Below are 21346 nucleotides of genomic sequence, written 5' to 3' on the forward strand. Positions count from 1 at the left end.
CGGCGATGTTAGCGCATCGCCGCCGATCCCGTGAGTTACGCCTTATTCAGACTTGGCGAAGGGCAGAACTACCGAAGAGTTGGCTCCCTGCACCCGGATCAGCAGGAAGACACCGGGCCGCCCCGCCGTCCGCGCCGCATCAACGGCCGCCTTCAGATCGGCTTCCGAGCGAACCACGCGGTTGTTGGCGCGCTGAATGACCGTGCCGACCGGCATCCGCATCTTGCCTGCTTCCGAACGCGGAGCGACGGCGGTGACCACCACGCCCTGCATATCTTCAGGAATCGAGTAACGCTGACGCAGAGCCGAAGTGATCGGCGTCACCGTCATGCCCTCGATCGACTGGCTGGCGGCGGCGCCGTCCTCGCCCGGTTGCTGAGCGCCCGAATCCTGGCCGCCGTTCAGTTCGGCTTCCGACGGACGGGTGCCGGCGCGGATGTTCAACGTCTGGCGCTTGCCGTCGCGCAGAACTTCCAGCCGCAGCGTGTCGCCGGGCTTGGCGCGGGCCACGCGGCGAGTCAGTTCGGTCGAGCTGTCGACCGCCTCGCCGTTCACGCTGACGACCACGTCGCCGATCTGCATGCCGCCACGCTCGCCAGGGGCGCCGGCCGTCACCTCGGCGACATAGGCGCCCTTGGTATCTTCGCTCAGCCCCAGGGCGGCCGCCGCCTCCTTGGACAGGGTCTGGATCTGCACGCCCAGATAGCCGCGCTCGACGCTTTCGCCGCGCATCAGCTTGTCGGTGACAGCCTTGGCCGTGCTGGCCGGGATGGCGAAGCCGATGCCGACCGAGCCGCCCGACGGCGAGAAGATCGCCGTGTTCACCCCGATCACGCGGCCATAGATGTCGAAGGTCGGCCCGCCCGAGTTGCCCCGGTTGATGGCCGCGTCGATCTGCAGATATTCGTTGTAGCCGACCGGGTCGATGTCGCGCGACTTGGCCGAAACGATGCCCGCCGTCGCCGTGCCGCCCAGGCCGAAGGGGTTGCCCACGGCGATGACCCAGTCGCCGACGCGCGGCTCGGCGCTTTCTTCAAAGCTGACGAAGGGGAAGGCCGACCCCTCGACCTTGATGACCGCCAGGTCGGTGCCCTCGTCGCGGCCGATCAGCTTGCCCTTCAACTCACGGCCGTCGCTGAACTTGACGCTGATCTCCTCAGCGTTCTCGACGACGTGGTTGTTCGTCACGATGAAGCCGTCGGCCGAGATCAGGAAGCCCGAACCGGCGCCCAGGGCCGTGGTCGAGTTGTCTTCGCCTTCCTCGCCCGAGCCGCCCGGCGCGCCGGGGATAGGCACGGCGCCGAAGCCGGGGATCTGGAACACGCCGCCGCGCGGGCGCTGGACGCGGGTCTTCACGTCGATCTGCACCACGGCGGGGGCGACCTGCTGGAAGATGTCGGCGAAGCTGAGCGGCGCGCCCTGCGGCGGGGCGAAGGCCAAGGCTCCGGCCCCGGCCGAGGGAACCAGCTGTCCAACCTTGGCGGCGGGCGCGGCTTCGGCGCCCGGCCAGGTGATGACCCCGCCCGCCGTCGCGGCGGCGGCGAAGGTCAGGCCGACAGCGGCCCCCAGAATGAACTCCTTGCGTTTCAGCATCGTCGTCCTTGCAGTCTCTACTGGCGGATACGGAAAAGCTCCGTTCGCCCATGGATATAGGGCGTTACGGCTCAAGCCAATGCACGCCCTCGCGATGATTGTTCCCGATCGTCGTTCGCGATGTGGCGCGTCTGCGTCAGGAAGGCGGCGAAAGGCTTTCCAAACGGACAGGCTCAGGCGTTCTCGTCGTCCGCCGTCAGGGCGGCCAGGGCGCGTTCTTCCTCCGGCGTCAGGGGGGCGGCCTCGCCCGTCCCGCGCCGACGCGCCCGCAGGACCAGCACCACGCCCGCCCCCGCCGCCAGGGCGAAGGGGCCGAACCACAACAGCCATGTGCCGATCCGCAGCGGCGGCTGGAACAGCACATAGTCGCCGTAGCGGCGCAGCAGGTCGGCCTTGATCTCGTCGTCGGTCTTTCCGGCGGCGATCTGTTCGCGGACCAGGCCGCGCAGGTCGGCGGCGATGCCCGCCGGGCTGTCAGCGATGGATTCGTGCTGGCAGACGACGCAGCGGATGTCGCCGAACAGGGCGCGGGCGCGGGCTTCGTCAGCCGGATCGGCCAGGGGCCGGTCAGGCGCGGGCGGCGGCTCGGCCAGCGCGGGCGCGGCGGCGCCGGCCAGCAGGACGGCGGCGAACAGGGCGGCGGCGCGCTTCACGCCTGCGCCTCGACTGGCTCGACCGGCTGGGCGGCCTTCTTCACGCGTGAGCCCGCCCCGACGCGCAGGCGCCGGTCCAGCAGGGAGATCAGTCCGCCCAGCGCCATCAACGCCGGCCCCAGGAAGATCAGCCGCGCCCAGGGATTATAATAGATGCGCACGATCCAGGCCCGCTCGCCGTCGTCGGTCGCCGCGCGGTCGCCCATGACCGCGTAGACGTCGTCCAGACCGCGGAAGTCGAGGCCGACCTCGGTCGTCGTCTGGCCGCCCGCCGGGAAGAAGCGGCGCTCCGCGGTGATGACGCGCTCGGGCGCGCGGCCGTCGACCGGCATGATGGTCAGACGGCCCTGCTCGGCCAGGTAGTTCGGCCCTTCGATGACCTGCACCGCATCCAGCCGCGCCTTCCACGGCCCGGCGGCGACTTCCCCGCCCAGCGGCAGGGCCAGCGCAGCCTCGGCCTTGAAGCTGGTCTCGACCACGGCCCCCAGGATGAAGACGCCCAGACCGGCGTGGGCCAGCGCCATACCCCAGGCGCCCAGCGGCAGGCCCTTGGCGCGACGCAGAGTCTCGGCCAAGGGCGCGCGGAAGGCTTTGGTGCGCACGCCCAGCTCCGCCAGCGCCCCGCCGATCAACCAGGCGCCGACGCCCAAGCCTGCGGCGGCCAGCGCCTTCTTCGGCTCGAACAGGAAGAAGGCGGCGAAGGCGGCGGCGATGGCCAAGGCGGCGGCCAGCCACAGGCGCTGCAAGGCCCCCTTCAGATCGCCCCGCTTCCACGCCAACAGCGGCCCGGCGGGCAGGATCAAGCAGGCCACGATCATCAGCGGATTGAAGACGGCGTTGAAATAGGGCGGGCCGACTGAGATGGTCGCCCCCGTCACGCCTTCCAGAATGAGCGGATAAAGTGTGCCCAGCAGCACCGTGGCGGCCGCCGCCGTCAGGAACAGGTTGTTCAGCACCAGCGCGCCTTCGCGGCTGACCGGGGCGAAGGCGGCGCCCGAGCGGATGGCCGGGGCGCGAAGGGCGAACAGGATGAAGGCCGCGCCCGCCGCGACGCCCAGAATGGCGAGCAGCATCATCCCCCGCTGGGGATCGACGGCGAAGGCGTGGACGGAGGTCAGCACGCCCGAGCGCACCAGGAAGGCGCCCAGCATGGAGAAGGTGAAGGCCAGAATGGCGAGAAAGACCGTCCAACCCGCCAGCGCCCCGCGCCGCTCGGTGACGATGGCCGAGTGCAGCAGGGCCGCGCCCGCCAGCCACGGCATGAAGCTGGCGTTCTCGACCGGATCCCAGAACCACCAGCCGCCCCAGCCCAGTTCGTAATAGGCCCAGAAGGAGCCCAGCGCGATGCCGACGGTCAGCAGGGCCCAGGACGCCAGCGCCCACGGCCGCACCCAGCGGCCCCAGGCCGGATCGACGCGCTTCTCGATCAGGGCGGCGACCGCCAGGGAGAAGCAGACCGAAAACCCGACATAGCCGCCGTAGAGCAGTGGCGGGTGCACCGCCAGCGCCGGATCCTGCAACAGTGGGTTCAGGGACGCGCCCTGCACCGGCGCCGGGTCCAGCCGGAAGAAGGGGTTGGAGGTGAAGGCGGCGAAAGCCAGGAACAGGCTCGACAGGGCCGCCTGCACGGCCACGGCCGAGGTCTTCAGCCCGAACGGCAGGCCGCGCGCCAGGGCCAGCGCCCCGCCGAAGACCGTCATCACCAGACACCACAGCAGCAGGGAGCCTTCATGGCTGCCCCAGGCGGCGGCGACCTTGTAGAAGACCGGCTTGTCGGTATGGCTGTTCATGGCCACGTTCGACACTGAGAAGTCCGACACCACGAAGGCGTAGATCAGCGCGGCGAAGGCCAGGGCGATCGCTGCGGCCGAGGCCAGCATGGCGCCGCCCCCCGCCCCGGCCAGCACCGGACTGAGCCGCAGACGGCCCGCTGTGGTCAGCGCCAGGCTGAGCGCCGACAGCACCAGCGCCAGGATCAGGGCGAAGGAGCCCAGTTCGACGATCAAGGCTTAGGCCCCCTGCTGCACGGTTGCGGCGGCGGGCGCGGCCTCGTCGCCCTCGGGCCGCCACTCGCCCTTTTCCTTCAGCCGGTCGGCGACTTCGCGCGGCATATAGGTCTCGTCGTGCTTGGCCAGCACCTGGCTGGCCTCGAAGGTGCGGTCGGGGCGGAAGGCGCCCTGCGCCACGATGCCCTGCCCCTCGCGGAACAGGTCGGGCAGGTCGCCGTGATAGATCACCTGCGCCGTCGCCCCGTTGTCGGTGACGACGAAGACGACCGAACCGTCAGCGGCCTTGTGCACGCTGCCCGCCTCGACCAGACCGCCCAGGCGGATCATCTGACCGGCCGGAACCTTCTGCGGCGTCACCTCCGAGGGGGAGTAGAAGAAGGTCACATTGTCCTTCATCGCCCACAATGACAGGCCGACAGCCAGCGCCAGCACCGGCGCCGCAGCGATGACGACCCACAGGCGGCGGCGCGCCTTGGGCGATTTGGGCAACCAGCTCATGTCGACGATCCGGGGACGGCGGAAAACACCACCGCGTATATGGCGAGGTTAAGGGCGGGCCAACGGCTCATCGGGCGGCCTCGGCCAGGCGGTTCTGCAGGTCGGCGCGGCGCGGATCCGACGGCGCCAGCACGGCGATCAGAGGCGTCCACATGGCATCGGCCTCGGCCCGGTCGCCGCGCGCCAGGGCGGCCTCGCCCAGATAGAAGCGCGCGCCCAACTGGTCGGGATCCAGCTTGACCGCCTGGCGGAAGGCCGCCTCGGCGTCGCCGTCGACCGCGCCGTCATTGGCTCGCACCAGGCTCTCGCCCAGCCGCGCCCAGCTCTGGGCGTCGTCCGGCTGGATGGCCAGGGCGCGGCGGAAGGCCGAGGCCGCGCCGATGGGGTCGCCTGCCTCGAACCGGGCGGCGCCCAGCATGGTCAAGGCCAGACGGTCGTCGGGCCGGTCCTTGACCACCTGCCCCAGCACGGCCGCGACCTGCGCCGGCTCCAGCGCCTCGGGCGTCGAGGCCCATTCGCGCACGCGGGTCTCATAGGCCTGATCCTTCATCCCCGGCGCGCCGAAGACGGCATAGAGGCCCAGCGACGCGGCGGCCGCGGCTCCGATCCCGCCCAGCACCCAATAGCGGTCGGCCGGGCGCGACACCGGACGGCGATCCGCGCGCTGGGCGGCCAGCAGGCGACGGCCCGCTTCGGCTCGCGCGGCGGTCCAGCTCGCCTCGTCCAGCAGGCCCCGCGCCTTCAGCCGGTCCAGCTCGGCCAGTTCGCGTGCGCCCGCATCGCGGTCCGCCACGCTTTCCGCCTCGGCCCCGCGCCGGGCGGCGGACAGCACCGCCAACCCCGCCAGCGCGGTCACAAGAGCCGTCATGATCCAGAAGATCGTCATGGCCGCCGCTGTAGCGGATCAGGCGGCCGGAGGCGAGGCGCGCGACGCCGCACCTGACGCCATCAATCGCCGCCGCACCGTGCGCGACGCCTCGCGCGCGCCGATCAGGCCCAGAAGCTCGGCGGTCAGGATGATGCGCTTGCGCGCCGCCGCCTCGTCGGCGGCCAGACCGTCGTTGAGCCGCTCCATGGCTTCATCGGCCCAGGCGGCCAGGCGGCCGGTCAGGGCCTCGGCCGTCTGACGCCGTTCCGCCTCGCAGCCGAACACGGCCGCCGGGCCGCGCACCAATCCCACCAGCGCCGCCAGCGCCCGCGCCCGATCGGCCGCGGCAACCTCGACCGCTCCGTCCAGCCGGGGCGCCGGCCGCGTCATGCGCCCGACCAGGGCGGTCCGCTCGACCGGCAGGACGGCGTCCACCGCCCGCTCGGCCGCGCTGAAGCGTTCGGACAGGCTGAGCGCCACCTTCAGCCGCGCCTGCCGCACCGCCTTGCCCCAGGCGCTGTCGGCCTTGAGCGGCAGGGCTATGTCGATCTCGGCCAGGGTCTCGGCGCACCAGTCCAGATCGGCCTTGAAGGCGTCCAGGTCGGCCTCGCCCCCGGCCGGGTCGAAGGCGGCGGCCTCGGCGGCCCGACGCGCCAGGGCCAGTAGGATGCGGTCGACGAACAGGCCCAGCTCGCTTTCGCCCAAGGCCGTCTCGGCGCTGAGCTCGCGCCCGCCCGGCGCGGCCAGGGCGGCGACGCGCAGGATCAGACGCGCATCCTCCAGATGGGCGAAAATAACCTCCAGCAAGCGGCTGGCCCCCTCGGGCGCGATCCCGGCCGCCTGGCGCAGCGCCAGCTTCAGCTCCGCCGCCGTTTCCGGCCCCGAACGGCCGATCCAGTCGGGCAGGTGCGGCAAGGCCCTGCGCGCCGTCGCCGCCAGATCCAGGCAGGCCGCCAGCTCCTGCGCTTGTCCAGACGCATCCTCCGGCCAGATCTCGCCCGCCCGGTCGCGCAGGGCGAAGGCGGCGCTGAGACACAGGCGGTCGGCGATCATGCGCGACAGGTCGTCAGCGCGATCCAGCTGCGGCAGCAGTTCCGGCTCGTTGCGGGTGGCGCTGCGCCACAGCCGCCCCAGCACCGCCGGCGGAAAGCCGAGGCCCGGCAAGCCGTCAGCGCGGGGCTGAAACAGAGGCAGCAGGGGCCCGAAGGCGATGTTGCGGCGACGCCGATCCAGCGCCTCGACCTCGATCATGTCGCGCAGGTCGGCCGCCCGGTCGCCCGCCATCGTCCCCGCCAGCCCCGAAAGCTGCGTCAGAACCCGGTCCGGACACCGTTCGATCAGCTGGGCCAAGGCGGCCCTCTGGGCGACCGACAGGTCCGCCATTCCCACTCCTCCGGCCGTACAGAGATTCACAGCCACGGCGCCGAGGGTGCGCCATCGCGGGTTAACAGGGGATTTTAAGGCGTGATCGATAGCGTGGACAGGATCGCCCGCCCTTTGAGTGAACCTCGTTTCGCGTCTCTTGCGGCCAGACTGCAAACCCGCAGAATAGCTCCTTCTCTGATGCAATGCGTTGCAGGTCTGATGAAGCCGACCGTCTTGATGGTGGATGTCGATGGCGTCGTGGTTCGTCACCCTGATCCGTCAGGATGGTCCGCTCGTATTGAGGATGATCTGGGCATTCCGCGCCAGGCGCTGCAAGACCGCTTCTTCAAGCCGTGGTGGGACGATGTCGTTCATGGCCGCGCAACGCTGCGGGACCGATTGGCGCCCGCGCTCGCGGACGTCGCGCCGCATGTCAGCTGTGATCGGTTGATCCGCTACTGGTTCGAAGGCGACGCCCATCTGGACGAGGCCCTGCTGCTTCAACTGGCTGAGGTCCGGGCGTCAGGCGTGCCGCTGCACCTGGCGACCGTTCAGGAGCATGAACGCGCGTCCTATCTATGGGATACGCTCAAGCTTCGCGATCGGTTTGACGACATCCACTATGCCGCGCAGCTTGGCGTTTCGAAGCCGTCACAGGATTTCTATGCGGCGGTCGAGCAACGCGTGGGCCTGCCCGCGTCGGCGATCGCCTTCATCGACGACACCGCAAAGAACGTCGAAGCCGCACGTGCGCGCGGCTGGAATGCTGCGCTTTGGACCCCCGGCGCAACGCTCAGCACGCTCATTCCAGAACTAGGCTCAGGACCCATTGAATTGCGGCGTGCGATCTGATTCAGGCTCCTGAGGAGTCTGGATTATGAGCGATCTTTATTGGCTGACGGACGAGCAGATGGCTCGGCTGGAGCCCTATTTCCCTAAGAGCCACGGCAAACCTCGGGTGGATGATAGACGGGTGTTGAGCGGGATCATCTTCGTCAACCGCAACGGCCTGCGCTGGCGCGATGCGCCGCCAGCCTACGGGCCTCACAAGACGCTCTACAATCGCTGGAAGCGGTGGAGCGAGGCTGGCGTCTTCGTTCGGATGATGGAGGGCCTGTCTGGCGCACAGGCCGAGCGCCGGACCGTCATGATCGATGCCACCTATCTAAAGGCGCACCGTACGGCTTCGAGCCTGCGGGTAAAAAAGGGGGCCTCGGGCGACTGATCGGACGGACCAAAGGCGGGATGAATACCAAGCTGCACGCCGTCACCGATGCGAATGGACGCCCCATTAGCCTGTTTGTGACGGCTGGTCAGGTCAGCGACTACACCGGCGCGGCGGCTCTTCTGGATAGTCTACCCCGAGCCCAGTGGCTGCTGGGCGATAGGGGCTATGACGCGGATTGGTTCAGGGACGCCTTGGAAGCCAAGGGGATCACACCTTGCATCCCCGGACGTAAAACCCGCACCGAGCCCATCCGGTATGACAAGCGCAGATACAAACGACGCAACCGCATCGAAATCATGTTCGGTCGTCTGAAAGACTGGCGACGCGTTGCCACGCGTTATGATCGGTGCCCGAACGTCTTCCTCTCCGCCATAGCCCTCGCCGCTACAGTGCTCTTTTGGCTATGAGTCCTGAGCCTAACCTGGCCTCGCACTTTCATAGACGAAGTCGGCGGTGTTACTGCTGGCGCATGGCCTTTTTCTCGATCACCGTTTTCGCCAGCGTTCTGCTGTCGGCCACCCCAGTGGACATGCAATCACAGCGCGCTCCGACGGTCCGACAGCGCATGCTCATGGCATCCGAGGCGGACGCATCATTTACTTTAGGGCGCACGACCGCGTCATTGGGTTGGCGCTGGAGCCACCCTTTCGAGGACGCGGCCGGATCGGTATCTGTATTCGTAGTCCGGACTGCAGAGGGCGCGCCGCCAGGCCAGCCGACACGACCCGTGTTCATTGCGCGTCAGGTCGAGCGAGTGTCCGGAGCCCCTGAGGCAATCCGGTGGGCCGACAGCGATAGATGTCCGTCGCTTCTGCTCCTGATGCATGACTTTGAGGCGTTGCAGCCGCCATCCACGATGATCCCCGGCCTGACCTGGCCTCCGCAGTTCCCTGTCATCACCCTTGACGGCATAGGCTGGACAATCTGGACTCGCGACGCCCAACAAAGCGACCGCTCCACGGCCTATGTCCAGATGTCATCAAACGCAGGAGAGATCGCCGCGTGGGGGCGGCGAAGCTGGGAGGCGTTGTCTGAATGCTGGAGTGAGGACCAACCCTCGATTTAGGAGCAGGTCCGCCCCCCTCAGCAGCAACTCGGCACAGCCGCTTCTCGCGACACAAGTAGACCAGGCTGCAGCCTTCCCCCATGCCCCGGTTCGTGGCACTGACGCCTGATGCTCGCCCGCACCGCCGCCGCCAAGACCGACCGCCCCTTCCCTACCCTGGTGCTGGAGCTTGAGGCGCGCGCGACCTGGAACGGTCATGTCTGCGGGGTGGATGAAGCCGGGCGCGGGCCGTGGGCGGGGCCGGTGTCGGCGGCGGCGGTGATCCTGAACCCGGACGATCTGCCGCCGGGCATCGACGACTCCAAGGCGTTGACGGAGAAGCGCCGCGCGGCGCTGGAGCCGCTCATCAAGAGCCGCGCCCTGGCCTGGGGCGTCGGCTTCGCCTCGGTGGAGGAGATCGACGAGCTGAACATTCTGCACGCCACCGGCCTGGCCATACGCCGCGCGGTCGAGGCCCTGGCCCATGCGCCGGTTCACGCCCTGGTGGACGGCAACTACCGCTTCAAGCTGCCGTGCGCGGTGACGCCCGTGGTCAAGGGCGACAGCCGGTCGCTGTCGATCGCGGCGGCGTCGATCCTGGCCAAGACGGCGCGTGATCGACTGATGATCGAGATGGATGCGACCTATCCGGGTTACGGCTTCGCCAGCCACAAGGGCTATAACGCCCCCATCCACCAGAAGGCTCTGCAGACGTTGGGCCCCTGCCCCGAACACCGGCGCAGCTGGGCGCCGATCAAGGCCCTGCTGGACGTCGCTTAAGCGAAAATCAGACGGACAGGGCGCCGCCCAGCAGCATTCCCATCAGGCCCGCCGCGATCGCGCCGATCAGCAGGATGGTCCAGCTGTCCAGCCCACGCCCGCGCCGAGGCGACGGGCGGACCGGACGCGCGGCCTCCCGCTGGGCGTCGAAACGCGCAGCGTCAAAGCGGGAAGCGGGGGGAGGAAGACTGGAAAGCGTACGCATACGGCACAAACGGCGTGCGCCCGGCTTTCGTTCCCGTCAGGCGGCGACCGGCAGTTCGATCGGTCGATCCGTGACCACGAATAGATATTCCACATTCCTCAGCCGCCCGACCGAGCCGACCTTCTGGCCCTTCAGGTTATGGATGCCGATGCGGGCGCCGACGTAGCGGGGGCGCGGAATCTCGACCACCTGCACATGGCCGCGCGCCGACAGCATGGCCGTCAGCTCGTCGCGGCTCAGATAGCCCTCGTCGTTGAAGCTGACGATCAGGTTCGGCGCCCTCAGCCGCTCGATGACGGTCTGCAGGGCGGGGCCGATGCCCGGCCGGCTGTTGAAGGCCGACTTGCGCGTCTTCACGTCGACCCGCTTGCGCGCCACGCCATAGGTCTCGGGCTTGTCCCACAGCACCAGGCTTTCCCAACAGTGGTAGTTGCCGAGGTAGGAGTGCTGGTTATAGGGCGGGTCCAGATAGACGAGGTCGGCCTCGACCTCGGCGGCGATCTCGACCGCATCGCCGTGCGTCGCCACGCACGGTCCCGCCGCCACGCCGGGCAGCAGGTCCGGCAGGCGCAGCTCCAGCGGCTTCAGCGCGCGCGGCGCCCACTGCTTCATGAAGGCCATCTGCAGGCCCGCCGTGGAATCCACCCGGTCGGCCGCCTCCATCAGGGCGACCAGGACGACCGCCTTCAATTCCGGCTCCAGCCCCATGACCTCGATGCGCTCGCGCATGGCGTCGATGCGGGCGCCGTTATCGGGGTGGAAGAAGCGAGCTTCCTGGCAATAGGTGCGGGTGAACCAGCCGGGCGCGGGCGCCACGGCGCGCAGTTCGGCCAGCACCGCCTCAGCCCGCTCAGCCCAGACCTCGCGGTCGGCCTGGACATAGGCGGTGGCGAGCGCATGGGCATAGGCGTTGTGATCATTGGACCAGACGCGATAGCCCTCGCGCTTCAGCGCATGGCCCACGCGCGCGGTGCCGGAGAACAGGTCGCAGACCGTCCCGCCCTGCGGCTGAGCCGCGCGCACCGCGCCGATCACCTGGCCCAGAAGCGCGCGCTTTGAGCCGATGTATTTGATCATTCCGCCCCGTCAGGTTTTGCGGGCGCGCTTCGCCCCGTGTTGCCGGGGGGCAGCATGGGCCGGAGCATGGGCCAGACGCAACAGATTCGCGGCCCCCGGCGCGCCGAAGGGCGTTCCGGCCAAGATCAGGATGCGCTGGCCCGGCTCGGCCAGGCCGTAGAGCATGGCCGCCTCGACCGCATCGTCGGTCAGGCCTTCCAGCGAGGTCGGCTGTTCGCCCAGGCGCGGCTCCAGCCCCCAGACCAAGGCCAGGCGGCGCGCCGTCTCGGGCTTGGGCGTCAAGGCCAGAACCGGCTGCAACGGCCGCTCGCGCGACATTCGCCGCGCCGTGCCGCCCAGGGTCGTGAACACCACCATGCAGGCGGTCGAGGACGCCTCGGCCGCCTTGCGCGCGGCCGCCACCAGGGCGTCGACGTCGTGGATGTCCATGCCCGCGTGTTCGGCGTCCATCAGGCCGGGCCACAGGGGATCGCGCTCCACCCGCTCCATGATGCGGTTCATGATGGTCACGGCTTCCAGCGGATAGTCGCCCGCAGCCGTCTCGGCCGACAGCATCAGGGCGTCGGCGCCCTCATAGACGGCGTTGGCCACGTCGGACGCCTCGGCGCGGGTCGGGGCCGGGGCGCTGGTCATGGATTCCAACATCTGCGTCGCGACGATGGCGGGGACGCCCCGCTGGCGGGCGGCGCGCAGGATCTTCTTCTGGGCGACCGGCACTTCCTCCGGGTCCATCTCGACCCCCAGATCGCCGCGCGCGACCATGACGCCGTCGCAGTAGTCGAGGATGCTCTCCAGGTCGTTCAGGGCCTGGGGCTTTTCGATCTTGGCCAGACAGGCGGCCTGGCCGTCGACGATCTGCTTCAGCTCGGCCATGTCCTCGGCCTTCTGCACGAAACTGAGGGCCACCCAGTCGACGCCGAGGCGAAGCGCGAAGGCCAGATCCTCGCGGTCCTTGGGCGTCAGGGCCGAGACCGGAATGACCGCCTCGGGCACGGCCACCCCCTTGCGGTCCGACAGCTTGGAGCCGCTCTCGACCGTGACGTCGCACCATTCGTCGGTGCGCTCGCCCACGCGCAGCCGCACCCGGCCGTCGTCCAGCAGCAGCAGCATGCCGGGCCGCAGCGCCTTGAAGATTTCCGGATGCGGCATCTGCACCCGCGTCTCGTCGCCCAGCGCCGGGTTCAGATCGAAGCGCATCTGGTGGCCCGGCTTCACCTCGATCTCGACATCGGCGAAGCGGCCCAGCCTCAGCTTGGGCCCCTGCAGGTCGGCCAATACGCCCAGCGGCCGCTTCAGCGCCATTTCGGCCCCGCGCACGGCCTTGAGGGCGGCGGCGTGGTCGTCGTGCGAGCCGTGGCTGAAGTTCAGGCGAAAGACGTCCACCCCGGCCTGGGCCAGCGCCTTGACCGTTCCCGGCGCACGGCTGGCGGGTCCGAGTGTCGCGACGATGCGCGCGCGGCGGGCTCTCTGCATGAACAGGTTTCCTCTTGCGGCTCTGACGGCCTGACGCCTCCCCTCAGAGGCGTTTCTCAAGCCCTTGTGCCAAGGAAACGCGGAAGGCGTAAGGCCGTCGCACCGCGTCGAAACACGAGTTTATGACGGCCCGCGCAGCCTGTTTCGCGCCGCCTACTTCGTAGGGCAGCGGCCCTTGGCGAACTGGGGCAGGTCCATGCAGCGGCCGTCGATCGGGCCGTCAGGCTGGACGCCGATCAGATTGGCCAGGGTCGGCGCGATGTCGATGGTGCGCATCGGCAGGAACCGCTCCTGCCCTTCGGCGCCCGGCCACCAGAAGACGATGGGCACGCGGCGGTCATAGTCCCAGGGCGAGCCATGGCTGGAGATGGCGCCGCCGACGCGGCCCTGGCCGGTCAGGCCCGGCTGCCAGGCGCGCAGGATGTCGGGCGAGCGGCCCGCCACCGCCGACAGACGCAGGCGCTCGCGCACATTCAGGTCTTCGGGGTTGATCGAGTTCGGCACAGGCTCGGCCAGCAATTCGTCGCGGGCCACGGCCAGGGCGACCTGCGGCTCGGCGTTCAGCAGTTCGATCGCGGCGGCCAGCACCTGAGACCGCAGCGGCTCCGGCAGGGACTTGCGATCCTTGTCGACGATGACGAAACCGCCAGCCGACGACACCACAGGATCGGCGTCCAGGCCGAAGCGGGCCTTCAGCGCGGCGTTGACGCGCGGCTGCAGGGCGCGATCCACCCGGCCGGCGTGAGGATAGCCCTCGACCGCCGAGCGCTCGGGGAAGTCCGAACCGCCGTGGTCGGCCGTCAGAACGACGATGGCGCCGCCGGGGATGGTCGACAGCTTGTCCATCAGCACGCCCAGGGCCGTGTCGAGGCGCAGCATCTGCTCGCACATCTCGGGCCCCTGGGTGCCGTAGCTGTGGCCGATGCGGTCGGTGGCCGACAGGCTGACGCCCAGCATGTCCGTGACGCCGCGACGACCCAACTGCCGGCTGTCCATCAGCTCGATCGCCCCTTCGATGGTCAGCTCGTCCAGGATCGGCGAGTTGTCGAGGCGGAAGTTGGCCGGCGGCACCTTGGAGTCGAAGGTCTGGCCCGCAATGGTCCACTGCCCTTCCAGGCGGCGGCAGGCGGCGTTGGAATAGGTCCAGCTGGGCGCCTGTCGCGTGAAACGGTCGATCATGCGGGCGTTCAGGGCCGCCACCGGGGCCAGGCGCGCCTGGGCCGACTGGCCCGGCTCGACATAGGTGGTGAAGCCGAAGTTGTCGGTCAGCCAGAAGGCGCCGTCGCCCTTGTGCCCAGCCAGGGTGATGGCGCCGCGATCCTTGCCCGACACGCCGTAGACGCGGCTTTCAGGGCTGACCGCCTTCAGCCAGTCGCCCAGGGTCGAGGCGCTCAACTGTTCCGGACCGACCGGGCCGTTATCAGTGTTCTTGCCGTGGGCCAGGGTGTTCTGCGGCGCAGCCAGGCAATAGGTCTCCTGGCCCGTCGTCGTGTCCAGCCAGTCGTTGGCGGGAATGCCGCTGCGCGCCGGATGGGCCCCGGTCAGGACGGTCGAGTGGCCGGCGCAGGTCACGGTCACCCCGTGGGTCTGATAGCCGTTGATCGAGACCATGCCCTGATCGGCCAGGGTCTTCAGCCCGCCGGTGAACTGGCTGCGGTACTGGTTGAACAGATTGGCGCTGAGTTGATCGACCACCACGGTGACGATCAGGGACGGGGCGGCGCGGCCGTCCTGCGCCGCCGGAGCCGCAGTATGAGCCGCAGTCTGAGCCGCAGTCTGAGCCGTCTGGGCGAACGCCGCGGGCGCAGCCGCGCCCAGGCAGAGGCTCAGACCCAGGGCGGAAGCGAGAAGTCGGCTACGAAACATGAAACGGCTCACCTGGCGGAACAATCAGTGTGCGACACCTACGCCCCCCTCATGACGAGGCCAAGACAGTTAAGCTGGACGCCCGCGCAGTTTCGCCCTGCGGAACCGCGGCGCCGCATTTGACCCAAGCCGCGCGAAAGCCGAGAAAACCGTCGTGATTGATCCGCGCCCCTTGTCGTCCCTGCCTCTGCCGCGCAAACGGCTGCCTGCGCCCCCGGCCGGCCGCGGGCGCATTCGGGGGTTCGAGGATATCCGGCTGAGCGTCGAGCAGGCGGAAACGTCGCTGGAGGCGGCGGCGGACCGTCTGTCCCTGCCCCGCTCCGGCTGGTCGTCGGGGCATTTCGACATGCTGGCCGTATCGGGCGGCGCGGCGGGCGGCGCCTATGGCGCGGGCGCCCTGGTCGGACTGACCGAGGCGGGAACGCGGCCTGAGTTCGCCCTGGTCACGGGCGTCAGCACCGGCGCCCTGATCGCGCCCTTCGCCTTCCTGGGACCGGCCTGGGACGAGCGGCTGGCCGACGCCTATACCGGCGGCCATGCGGCCGACCTGCTGAGCCTGCGGCGGCTGGCCTCGACCCTGACCGGCAGCCTGTTCCAGGGCGAGGCGCTGGACGCCCTGATCCACCCCTTCGTCGACGAGGCGCTGATCGACGCCGTCGCGACCGAGCATCGCCGGGGGCGTCGCCTGCTGGTGGCGACGACGGACCTGGACAGCCAGAAGGCCTGCATCTGGGACATGGGGACGATCGCCTGCCACGGCGGCGAGGAGGCGGTCGCCCTGTTCCGCGAGGTTCTGGCCGCCTCCGCCAGCCTGCCCGGCCTGTTTCCGCCGCGTCGTTTCCCGTGCGAGGTCGACGGCGAGCCGTTCGAGGAGATGCACGTCGACGGCGGGGTCGCCGCGCCGCTGTTCCTGATGCCCGAGGCCCTGTTGCGCTGGAAGCGGGTCGGACGGCGCCTGCAGCGCAGCCGGGTGCATATCCTGGTCAACACCGTGCTGGAGCCGGAACCGCGCACCACGGCCCAGAACGTCGCGGCGGTGCTGACCCGCAGCTTCGACGCCATGCTGCGGTTCTCCTATCGTCAGGCGCTGGGCGTCGCCACGACCTTCTGCGCGGCGCAGGGCCTGCCCATCAGCGTCGCGGCCATCCCGGACGAGCCCGAGCAGGGCGGGATGCTGAGCTTCGACACGGCGACGATGCAGCGACTGTTCGAGGCCGGACGACAACGCGCGCGCGGCGGCGATCTGTGGCGCTCGCCCGTCGCCGAACCGCGCGGGTTGATGTCATGGCTGGAGCGGCTGTCGCCGCAGACCTGAAGGCGATCGTCAGAACGGCTGGTGCGGGCGGCCGGGGTCGAACCGGCAAGGGCTTTCGCCCGACGGATTTTAAGTCCGTTGCGTCTACCAGTTTCGCCACGCCCGCTAACCGGACGGGCTGTATAACCAGCCCGCTCAATCCCGCCAAGACGCGCCTTAACGCGTCGACGCCTGCGCCGCGCGCGCGGCCCGGAAGTCCACGTCGGAATCGGCGATCAGGCGCACCAGGGCCGCCCAGGCGGCGACGTTCTGGGTCATCTGGGCCGGGTCGATCTTGTCCAGGGTGTCGTCGGCGGTGTGATGCAGGTCGAAATAGCGCGTGCCGTCCTGGCGCAGGCCGAAGACCGGAACGCCCGCGCGCGCCAGGGGACCGATATCGACCCCGCCGAACAGCTCGGCCTCGCCCGGCAGCACGCCCAGCGGGTGCAGGACGCGCTCGGCGATCTTGGCGAAGTCCGTATTCTGCGAGCCGGGCGGCAGGCCCAGGGCGTAGACGCGGTCGGCGCCGAAGTCGCTCTCGCCGGCGATGACGTGCTTCTCGACGCCCGCGCCGATGTTGCGGACATAGGCGCCGCCGCCGTTGCCGTGGTCGGTCGGCTGGGCGACCTCTTCGGAGCCGTACAACACCACGCGGATCGTGCGCGCCGGACGGCCCTGCTCGGCGATCAGCTTGGCCGCGGCCAGGGTGATGGCGCCCCCCGCCGCGTCGTCGATGGCGCCGGTGCCCAGATCCCAGCTGTCCATGTGCGAGCCCAGGACGATGATCTCATCCGGGCGCGAGGCCCCGACGATGTCGCCCATCACGTTCTGGCTGTGGGTCTCATAGGTGTGGGCGGTGGACTTCAGGCGCAGGCGCACCGTCTCGCCCATGCCCACCAGCCGCGCGATCTGATCGGCGTCCGGCGCGCTGAGCGCAAAGGCGGGCAGCGGCACCTTGCCTTCGACATAGCGGGTAGTGCCGGTGTGCGGCATGCGGTGTTCGTCCGATCCGGCCGAGCGCATGACGAAGGCGACCGCCCCGCGCTTGGCCGCCTCGGTCGGGCCGACGCCGCGAATGCGCGACAGAGGGCCGTAACCGGAGCCGTCCTGCATCCGCACCATCTGGCCGCCGTCGACCACGGCGATCTTGCCGCTCAGCGACCCGGCAGGCGCGGCCAGCAAGGCGTCCAGACCATCGAAGAAGACGACCTCGGCCTCGACGCCTTCGGCCGGGGTGGCGATGGAATGGCCGAGCGCGGCGACGACCAGCTTCTGGGGACGCGCGCCCAGGATCTCGGCGCTCTCCTCGCCGCGCTCCCAGCCGATCAGGGGAAATTGTTCGATGCGGACGTTCTGGAAGCCGTGGGCGCGCATGTAGTCGGCGGCCCAGGCGGAGGCGTCCTGCTCGGCGCGCGAGCCCGCCGGGCGCGGGCCGAAGCGGGTGGTGATCTGGGTGACGTAGTCGAGGGCGATATTGCCCTTCAGCGCCTGATCGCGCACCTGTTCGGCGGCGCGGATGGCGCGGGCGTCCTGCGCCATGACCGGCGCGGCGACAAGGCCGAGCGCCACAGCGCTGGCGGCCATCAGACGGATAGTGAACGACAAGAGCGCCTCCCAGACTCAAACGACAGGCGCGGACCCTAGCGGGCGAAGACTGCGACCGAAAGTCTCAGCTTCGCCGCTGGGCCGAAATCAAAGGCTCGAAATCACTCGCCCTTGATGAAGGGCTCGACCGGGCCTTGCAGTTTGACGGTCAGGGCCTTGCCGCGACGGTCGACGCGGTTGCCGACGGCCAGACGGACCCAGCCTTCCGAGACGCAATATTCCTCGACGTTGGTCTTTTCCTCGCCCTTGAAGCGGATGCCCACGCCGCGCGCCAGCAGTTCAGCATCGTGGAAGGGGCTGTCAGGATCGACCGAGAGGCGGTCAGGCAGGGCGTCGGACATGGAAAGGTCTCGCGAAAAATCGAAGCAGGCTGAATAGCCGCGCAAGGCCTGTGCGACAACCGTCGCCTATTGCACCGACTGACGGGCGGGGGCTGGGGCGTCGGCGGCAGCCGGGGCGTAGGGGCGCGGGCCGGTCTCGGCGGGCGCAGGGGCCTTGGCCGCAGGCTGGGCGGCCGGTCGAGCGGCGGGACGGTTGGCGGCGGGCGTCGGCGCGCGACGCGGCGCCGTCTGCTGAGCGGCGCGGGTCGGCGCGGGCGCGGCGGCCGGCTGAGCCGCCGGTTGAGCGGCGGGCGCCGGGGCAGGCGCGGTCGCAGCCTCAGTCGGCGCCGAAGCGGCGGCGGCGCGGGCGGCGTACTGCTGAGCCTGGAAGCGCTTGGCCAGCTTTTCGGTCAGTTCGCGCGCAGCGGCGGGCTGCATCTGAGCCATGATGGCGGCCAGGGTGCGCGGGCGCATGGCCGAGGCCACCGGCAGGCGCACGCTGTCGTCCAGGGTGGCGAAGACGGCCGCCGCCTCCTTGGGCCGCATGGCCGAATAGACGGCGACCAGACGATCGGCCTCGGCCTTTTCCTTCTCATCGACCTGACCGACCAGAGCGCTGATTTCGCCCTTCAGGGCCTCCAGCGCCTGCAGCTTGGCGTCCAGCTTCTGCTCGGCGGCCACCATCAGCGGCAGGGTGGTGGCGAAGTCGGCGTCGCGCGCGTCCAACTGGTCGCGACGCTTCGACAGCGACTGGATGATCCGCAGTTCAGCCGGAGAGATTCCCGCCTGCTGGGCCAACTGCTCGGGCGTCAGGGCGCAGACGGCGGCGGGCTTGGGCGCGGGCTTGGCCCCCTCGCCTTCTCCGGCGACCGCTTCCTGGGCCCAGGCGGTCGCGCCCTGGAACAGCTCCGGCGCCACGCCCGCGGCGCGCACGGCCACGACGCCGCCGATGGCGACGGCGATCAGGGGCAGAAGGCGGGGCAGCTTGCTCATCGGTCAAACTCAGCGAACGGTTCGGCGCCACGCGCCGGGCAGGGAAAACACTTGGCCCCTCAAGTCGTCCGTGGCCGCGCCTCGGACATAGGGGCTGACATCAGGCGGCGAAAAGGTCGTCGTCCAGACTACGGCGGGCGCGGTTTAGGCTCTGTTGCGCAGCATGGTTAGCGGCCAGGGCCTGCATCACCGGCGAGGCGCGCTCGGGGACAGGCGCGGGCTTCGGCGACGGCGCCTTCATGACCGCGCGGGCGCCCTCGATGCGCTCCATCAGCGAGGCCATGCGGCGGGCGCGCGCCTCGTCGTCAAGCAAGGGGGCGACCGACGAGGTGCGGACGGTCTCGCGCTCGACCTCCATCATCGGCTCCATGTCGGCCAGGGCCTTGGCGGCGGCGCGACGCTCGTCCTCGCGCGTCTCGATGCGGCTCTCGACCGGGCGGGCAGGCGCGCGGGCGATCAGCACCTCCAGCTCCTGCTTAACCGCGCGGGCCTTGATGATGCGGTCGTGCAGCAAGTCCGTCTCCTGCCCCGAGGCGCGCAGGGTGGCCAGCGCCTGTTCGGCGCGCCCGGCGGCGCTGTTCAGCTCGGTCACGGCGGCGGCGAAGGCCAACTGCCCCTCGCGCAGGGTCTTGAGCTTGCGCTCCAGCTTGATGCCGTAGCCGATGGCCGCGACCAGCAGCAGCATGAGGATGGAGTCGAGGATGATGCCGGTCATGTCAGCTGTTCTCCCTGGCGAGGCGGGCGGCGGCGTCGGTGCTGATGGGGCCTTCGACGCGGACGGCGATGTGCTGGCCCTTGCGGCCCATGCGGCCGGTGGTCAGCGGAATGGAGCCCGCCCGCACCGACACTTCGGACTCAGGCGTGACGTTCAGCATCAGGGTGTCGCCGACCTTCAGGTCCAGCACCTTGGACAGGGGCATCTGCTGCTCGTCCAGCACGCAGCGCACCTCGGTTTCCGTGGTCCAGAGTTCGGTGGCCAGGTGGCCTTCCCAGATGTTGTCGCGGCCGAACTTCTCGCCCATGAACTGCTGCAGCAGCATCTTGCGGATCGGCTCCAGCGTCGAATAGGGCAGCAGCAGCTCGACCCGGCCGCCGCGATCTTCCATGTCGATGCGCAGCTTGACCAGGATGGCGGCGTTGGCCGGGCGCGCGATAGCGGCGAAGCGAGGGTTGGTCTCCAACCGATCCAGGTTGAAGTGAACGGGGGTCAGCGGCTCGAACGCCTGGCGGGCGTCGTTCAGGATAACCTCGACCATGCGCTGCACCAGCACCCGCTCGATGGTGGTGTAGGGCCGCCCCTCGATGCGCAGCGCCGCCGTGCCGCGACGCCCGCCCAGCAGCACGTCGACGATCGAATAGATCAGGTTGGAATCGACCGTCAGCAGGCCGTAGTTGTCCAGCTCCTCGGCCCGGAACACCGCCAGGATGGCCGGCAGCGGAATGGAGTTCAGATAGTCGCCGAAGCGGATGGAGCTGATGGTGTCGAGGCTGACCTCGACGTTGTCGGAGGTGAAGTTGCGAAGGCTGGTCGTCATCAGCCGCACCAGGCGGTCGAAGACGATCTCGAGCATCGGCAGGCGCTCATAGGAGACCAGGGCCGAGTTGATGATGGCGCGGATGCCGCTGCGTTCGGCGTCGTCGCCGCCGCCCATGTCGAAGCCCAGCAGGCTGTCGATCTCGTCCTGGTTCAGCACCCGCTCGGACAGGGCTGCGCCCAGATCGACCTCTCCGCCGAAGGGGTCCAGTTCCGTCTCGGGGGCCAGGGCGTCGGTCATGACTACTGGACCAGCATTTCTTCGATCAGCACAGCGTCCACCTTGCCCGGCGCGGCGATCAGATTGACCCGGCGCAGGATCTCGGCGCGCAGCTGATACGACCCGGCCGACCCGGCCAGATCCTCGGGGCGCAGTTCGCGCAGGAAGCCCTGGAACATGTCCTGCATGCGCGGCGCCTCAGCCTGAAGATGCGAGGCGACGGCGGCGTCCTTCATCTCCAGCGTCAGGCGCAGCTTCAGATAGGTCGGGCGTCCGTCGGCCGACTGAATGTTCACGATCATGTCCGGCAGGGTGTAGAAGGTCACGCCGTCGGGGCCGGCCGCGATCTTGCCCGCGCCCTCGGCCGCCTCGCCTTCCTTGGCGCCGCCCCCGTGGCCGCCGCCTTCCTTCTTCTCTTTCTTCTCTTCCTTGGCCGGAGCGGCATGATCGCCCGCCGCCTCGGCGGATTTGGGCTTCATCAGCAGGAAGGCCGTCGCCCCGCCGCCGCCCAGCACCACCAGGGCCGCCGGGATGACGATGAACAGCAGGGGGATCTTCTTCTTGGCGGGCGCGGCTTCGCCGTCCTCGCCCTCGGCGCCGGGCGCGCCGTCGCTCACGGCGGGCAGGTTCGCGTCGTCGCCGGTCGGCGCTTCGCTCTTCTTCTTGCCCAGCTTCAGTTTCAGCATGCGTAAGCCGCCCCGATCCTCACATGCCGGGTGT

General features: G+C 69.6%; 20 protein-coding genes and 1 tRNA gene. 4 read left to right on the forward strand and 17 right to left on the reverse strand.

The genetic code is table 11. From position 1 onward, the window contains the following. Nucleotides 1–42 precede the first annotated feature (42 nt). From FGL25_RS12000 to FGL25_RS12025, 6 genes are all read right to left on the reverse strand, one after another. Nucleotides 43–1593, reverse strand: coding sequence for a Do family serine endopeptidase (locus FGL25_RS12000; protein WP_138141791.1), 1551 nt, complete (start codon nucleotides 1591–1593; stop codon nucleotides 43–45). A 173-nt stretch (nucleotides 1594–1766) separates the two neighbouring features. Continuing rightward, a complete protein-coding gene (locus tag FGL25_RS12005) occupies nucleotides 1767–2246 on the reverse strand; it encodes a cytochrome c-type biogenesis protein (RefSeq protein ID WP_138141792.1) in 480 nt (159 codons plus the stop codon). Continuing rightward, entirely contained in the window at nucleotides 2243–4252 is a 2010-nt protein-coding gene (locus FGL25_RS12010) for a heme lyase CcmF/NrfE family subunit (protein WP_138141793.1), read from the reverse strand. Before FGL25_RS12010 ends, FGL25_RS12005 begins: the two co-directional genes overlap by 4 nt. Before the next feature lie 3 nt (nucleotides 4253–4255). Next, nucleotides 4256–4753, reverse strand: coding sequence for a cytochrome c maturation protein CcmE (ccmE, locus tag FGL25_RS12015; RefSeq protein WP_046651689.1), 498 nt, complete (start codon nucleotides 4751–4753; stop codon nucleotides 4256–4258). Between the two features lie 67 nt (nucleotides 4754–4820). Continuing rightward, entirely contained in the window at nucleotides 4821–5639 is an 819-nt protein-coding gene (gene ccmI, locus FGL25_RS12020) for a c-type cytochrome biogenesis protein CcmI (RefSeq protein ID WP_138141794.1), read from the reverse strand. Nucleotides 5640–5657: 18 nt separating this feature from the next. Continuing rightward, nucleotides 5658–7004: a hypothetical protein gene (locus FGL25_RS12025; RefSeq protein WP_138141795.1), complete on the reverse strand. Its 1347-nt coding sequence runs from the start codon at nucleotides 7002–7004 to the stop codon at nucleotides 5658–5660. A 201-nt stretch (nucleotides 7005–7205) separates the two neighbouring features. Between FGL25_RS12025 and FGL25_RS12030 the strand changes: the two genes are divergently transcribed. From FGL25_RS12030 to FGL25_RS12040, 3 genes are all read left to right on the forward strand, one after another. Continuing rightward, a complete protein-coding gene (locus tag FGL25_RS12030; RefSeq protein ID WP_138141796.1) occupies nucleotides 7206–7838 on the forward strand; it encodes an HAD-IA family hydrolase in 633 nt (210 codons plus the stop codon). A 25-nt stretch (nucleotides 7839–7863) separates the two neighbouring features. Next, nucleotides 7864–8621 (forward strand): IS5 family transposase gene (locus tag FGL25_RS12035; RefSeq protein WP_099547418.1). Its coding sequence is split into 2 segments (ribosomal slippage): nucleotides 7864–8185 and nucleotides 8185–8621, totalling 759 coding nucleotides; the frame shifts between segments, so codons are not numbered across the junction. A gap of 767 nt (nucleotides 8622–9388) precedes the next feature. After that, complete coding sequence (locus tag FGL25_RS12040; protein ID WP_252970158.1) at nucleotides 9389–10039, forward strand: ribonuclease HII; 651 nt, start codon at nucleotides 9389–9391, stop codon at nucleotides 10037–10039. A gap of 7 nt (nucleotides 10040–10046) precedes the next feature. Here the strand turns inward: FGL25_RS12040 and FGL25_RS12045 are convergent, their stop codons facing one another. The 4 genes from FGL25_RS12045 to FGL25_RS12060 form a co-directional block, all read right to left on the reverse strand. Further along, a complete protein-coding gene (locus tag FGL25_RS12045) occupies nucleotides 10047–10244 on the reverse strand; it encodes a hypothetical protein (RefSeq protein WP_138141797.1) in 198 nt (65 codons plus the stop codon). 36 nt (nucleotides 10245–10280) lie between these two features. Beyond that, on the reverse strand, nucleotides 10281–11321 hold the full coding sequence (locus FGL25_RS12050) for a DNA adenine methylase (protein ID WP_138141798.1): 1041 nt from the start codon (nucleotides 11319–11321) through the stop codon (nucleotides 10281–10283). Nucleotides 11322–11330: 9 nt separating this feature from the next. Further along, entirely contained in the window at nucleotides 11331–12794 is a 1464-nt protein-coding gene (gene pyk / locus FGL25_RS12055) for a pyruvate kinase (protein ID WP_076223477.1), read from the reverse strand. A 153-nt stretch (nucleotides 12795–12947) separates the two neighbouring features. After that, the gene (locus tag FGL25_RS12060) at nucleotides 12948–14660 is read right to left on the reverse strand and encodes an alkaline phosphatase family protein (RefSeq protein WP_252970159.1); all 1713 of its coding nucleotides are present in this window, start codon (nucleotides 14658–14660) and stop codon (nucleotides 12948–12950) included. A 154-nt stretch (nucleotides 14661–14814) separates the two neighbouring features. Between FGL25_RS12060 and FGL25_RS12065 the strand changes: the two genes are divergently transcribed. Beyond that, nucleotides 14815–15975, forward strand: a complete 1161-nt coding sequence (locus tag FGL25_RS12065) for a patatin-like phospholipase family protein (RefSeq protein ID WP_138141800.1) — start codon at nucleotides 14815–14817, stop codon at nucleotides 15973–15975. A 19-nt stretch (nucleotides 15976–15994) separates the two neighbouring features. Here FGL25_RS12065 and FGL25_RS12070 read toward each other — a convergent pair. From FGL25_RS12070 to FGL25_RS12100, 7 genes are all read right to left on the reverse strand, one after another. Next, a tRNA-Leu gene (locus FGL25_RS12070) sits at nucleotides 15995–16081 on the reverse strand. A 50-nt stretch (nucleotides 16082–16131) separates the two neighbouring features. Next, a complete protein-coding gene (locus tag FGL25_RS12075) occupies nucleotides 16132–17559 on the reverse strand; it encodes a M20/M25/M40 family metallo-hydrolase (protein WP_354702805.1) in 1428 nt (475 codons plus the stop codon). A 101-nt stretch (nucleotides 17560–17660) separates the two neighbouring features. Further along, entirely contained in the window at nucleotides 17661–17900 is a 240-nt protein-coding gene (locus FGL25_RS12080; RefSeq protein WP_024354808.1) for a DUF3297 family protein, read from the reverse strand. 66 nt (nucleotides 17901–17966) lie between these two features. Then, complete coding sequence (locus tag FGL25_RS12085; protein ID WP_076223475.1) at nucleotides 17967–18872, reverse strand: MotE family protein; 906 nt, start codon at nucleotides 18870–18872, stop codon at nucleotides 17967–17969. A gap of 100 nt (nucleotides 18873–18972) precedes the next feature. Beyond that, a complete protein-coding gene (locus FGL25_RS12090; RefSeq protein ID WP_138141801.1) occupies nucleotides 18973–19587 on the reverse strand; it encodes a DUF6468 domain-containing protein in 615 nt (204 codons plus the stop codon). Between the two features lies 1 nt (nucleotide 19588). Continuing rightward, nucleotides 19589–20647, reverse strand: coding sequence for a flagellar motor switch protein FliM (gene fliM / locus FGL25_RS12095; RefSeq protein WP_003163662.1), 1059 nt, complete (start codon nucleotides 20645–20647; stop codon nucleotides 19589–19591). Nucleotides 20648–20649: 2 nt separating this feature from the next. Beyond that, nucleotides 20650–21312: a flagellar basal body-associated FliL family protein gene (locus FGL25_RS12100; RefSeq protein ID WP_138141802.1), complete on the reverse strand. Its 663-nt coding sequence runs from the start codon at nucleotides 21310–21312 to the stop codon at nucleotides 20650–20652. Between the last annotated feature and the right edge of the window lie 34 nt (nucleotides 21313–21346).

Origin of the sequence: Brevundimonas vancanneytii (assembly GCF_901421975.1) — a bacterium.
GTDB classification, from domain to species: domain Bacteria; phylum Pseudomonadota; class Alphaproteobacteria; order Caulobacterales; family Caulobacteraceae; genus Brevundimonas; species Brevundimonas diminuta.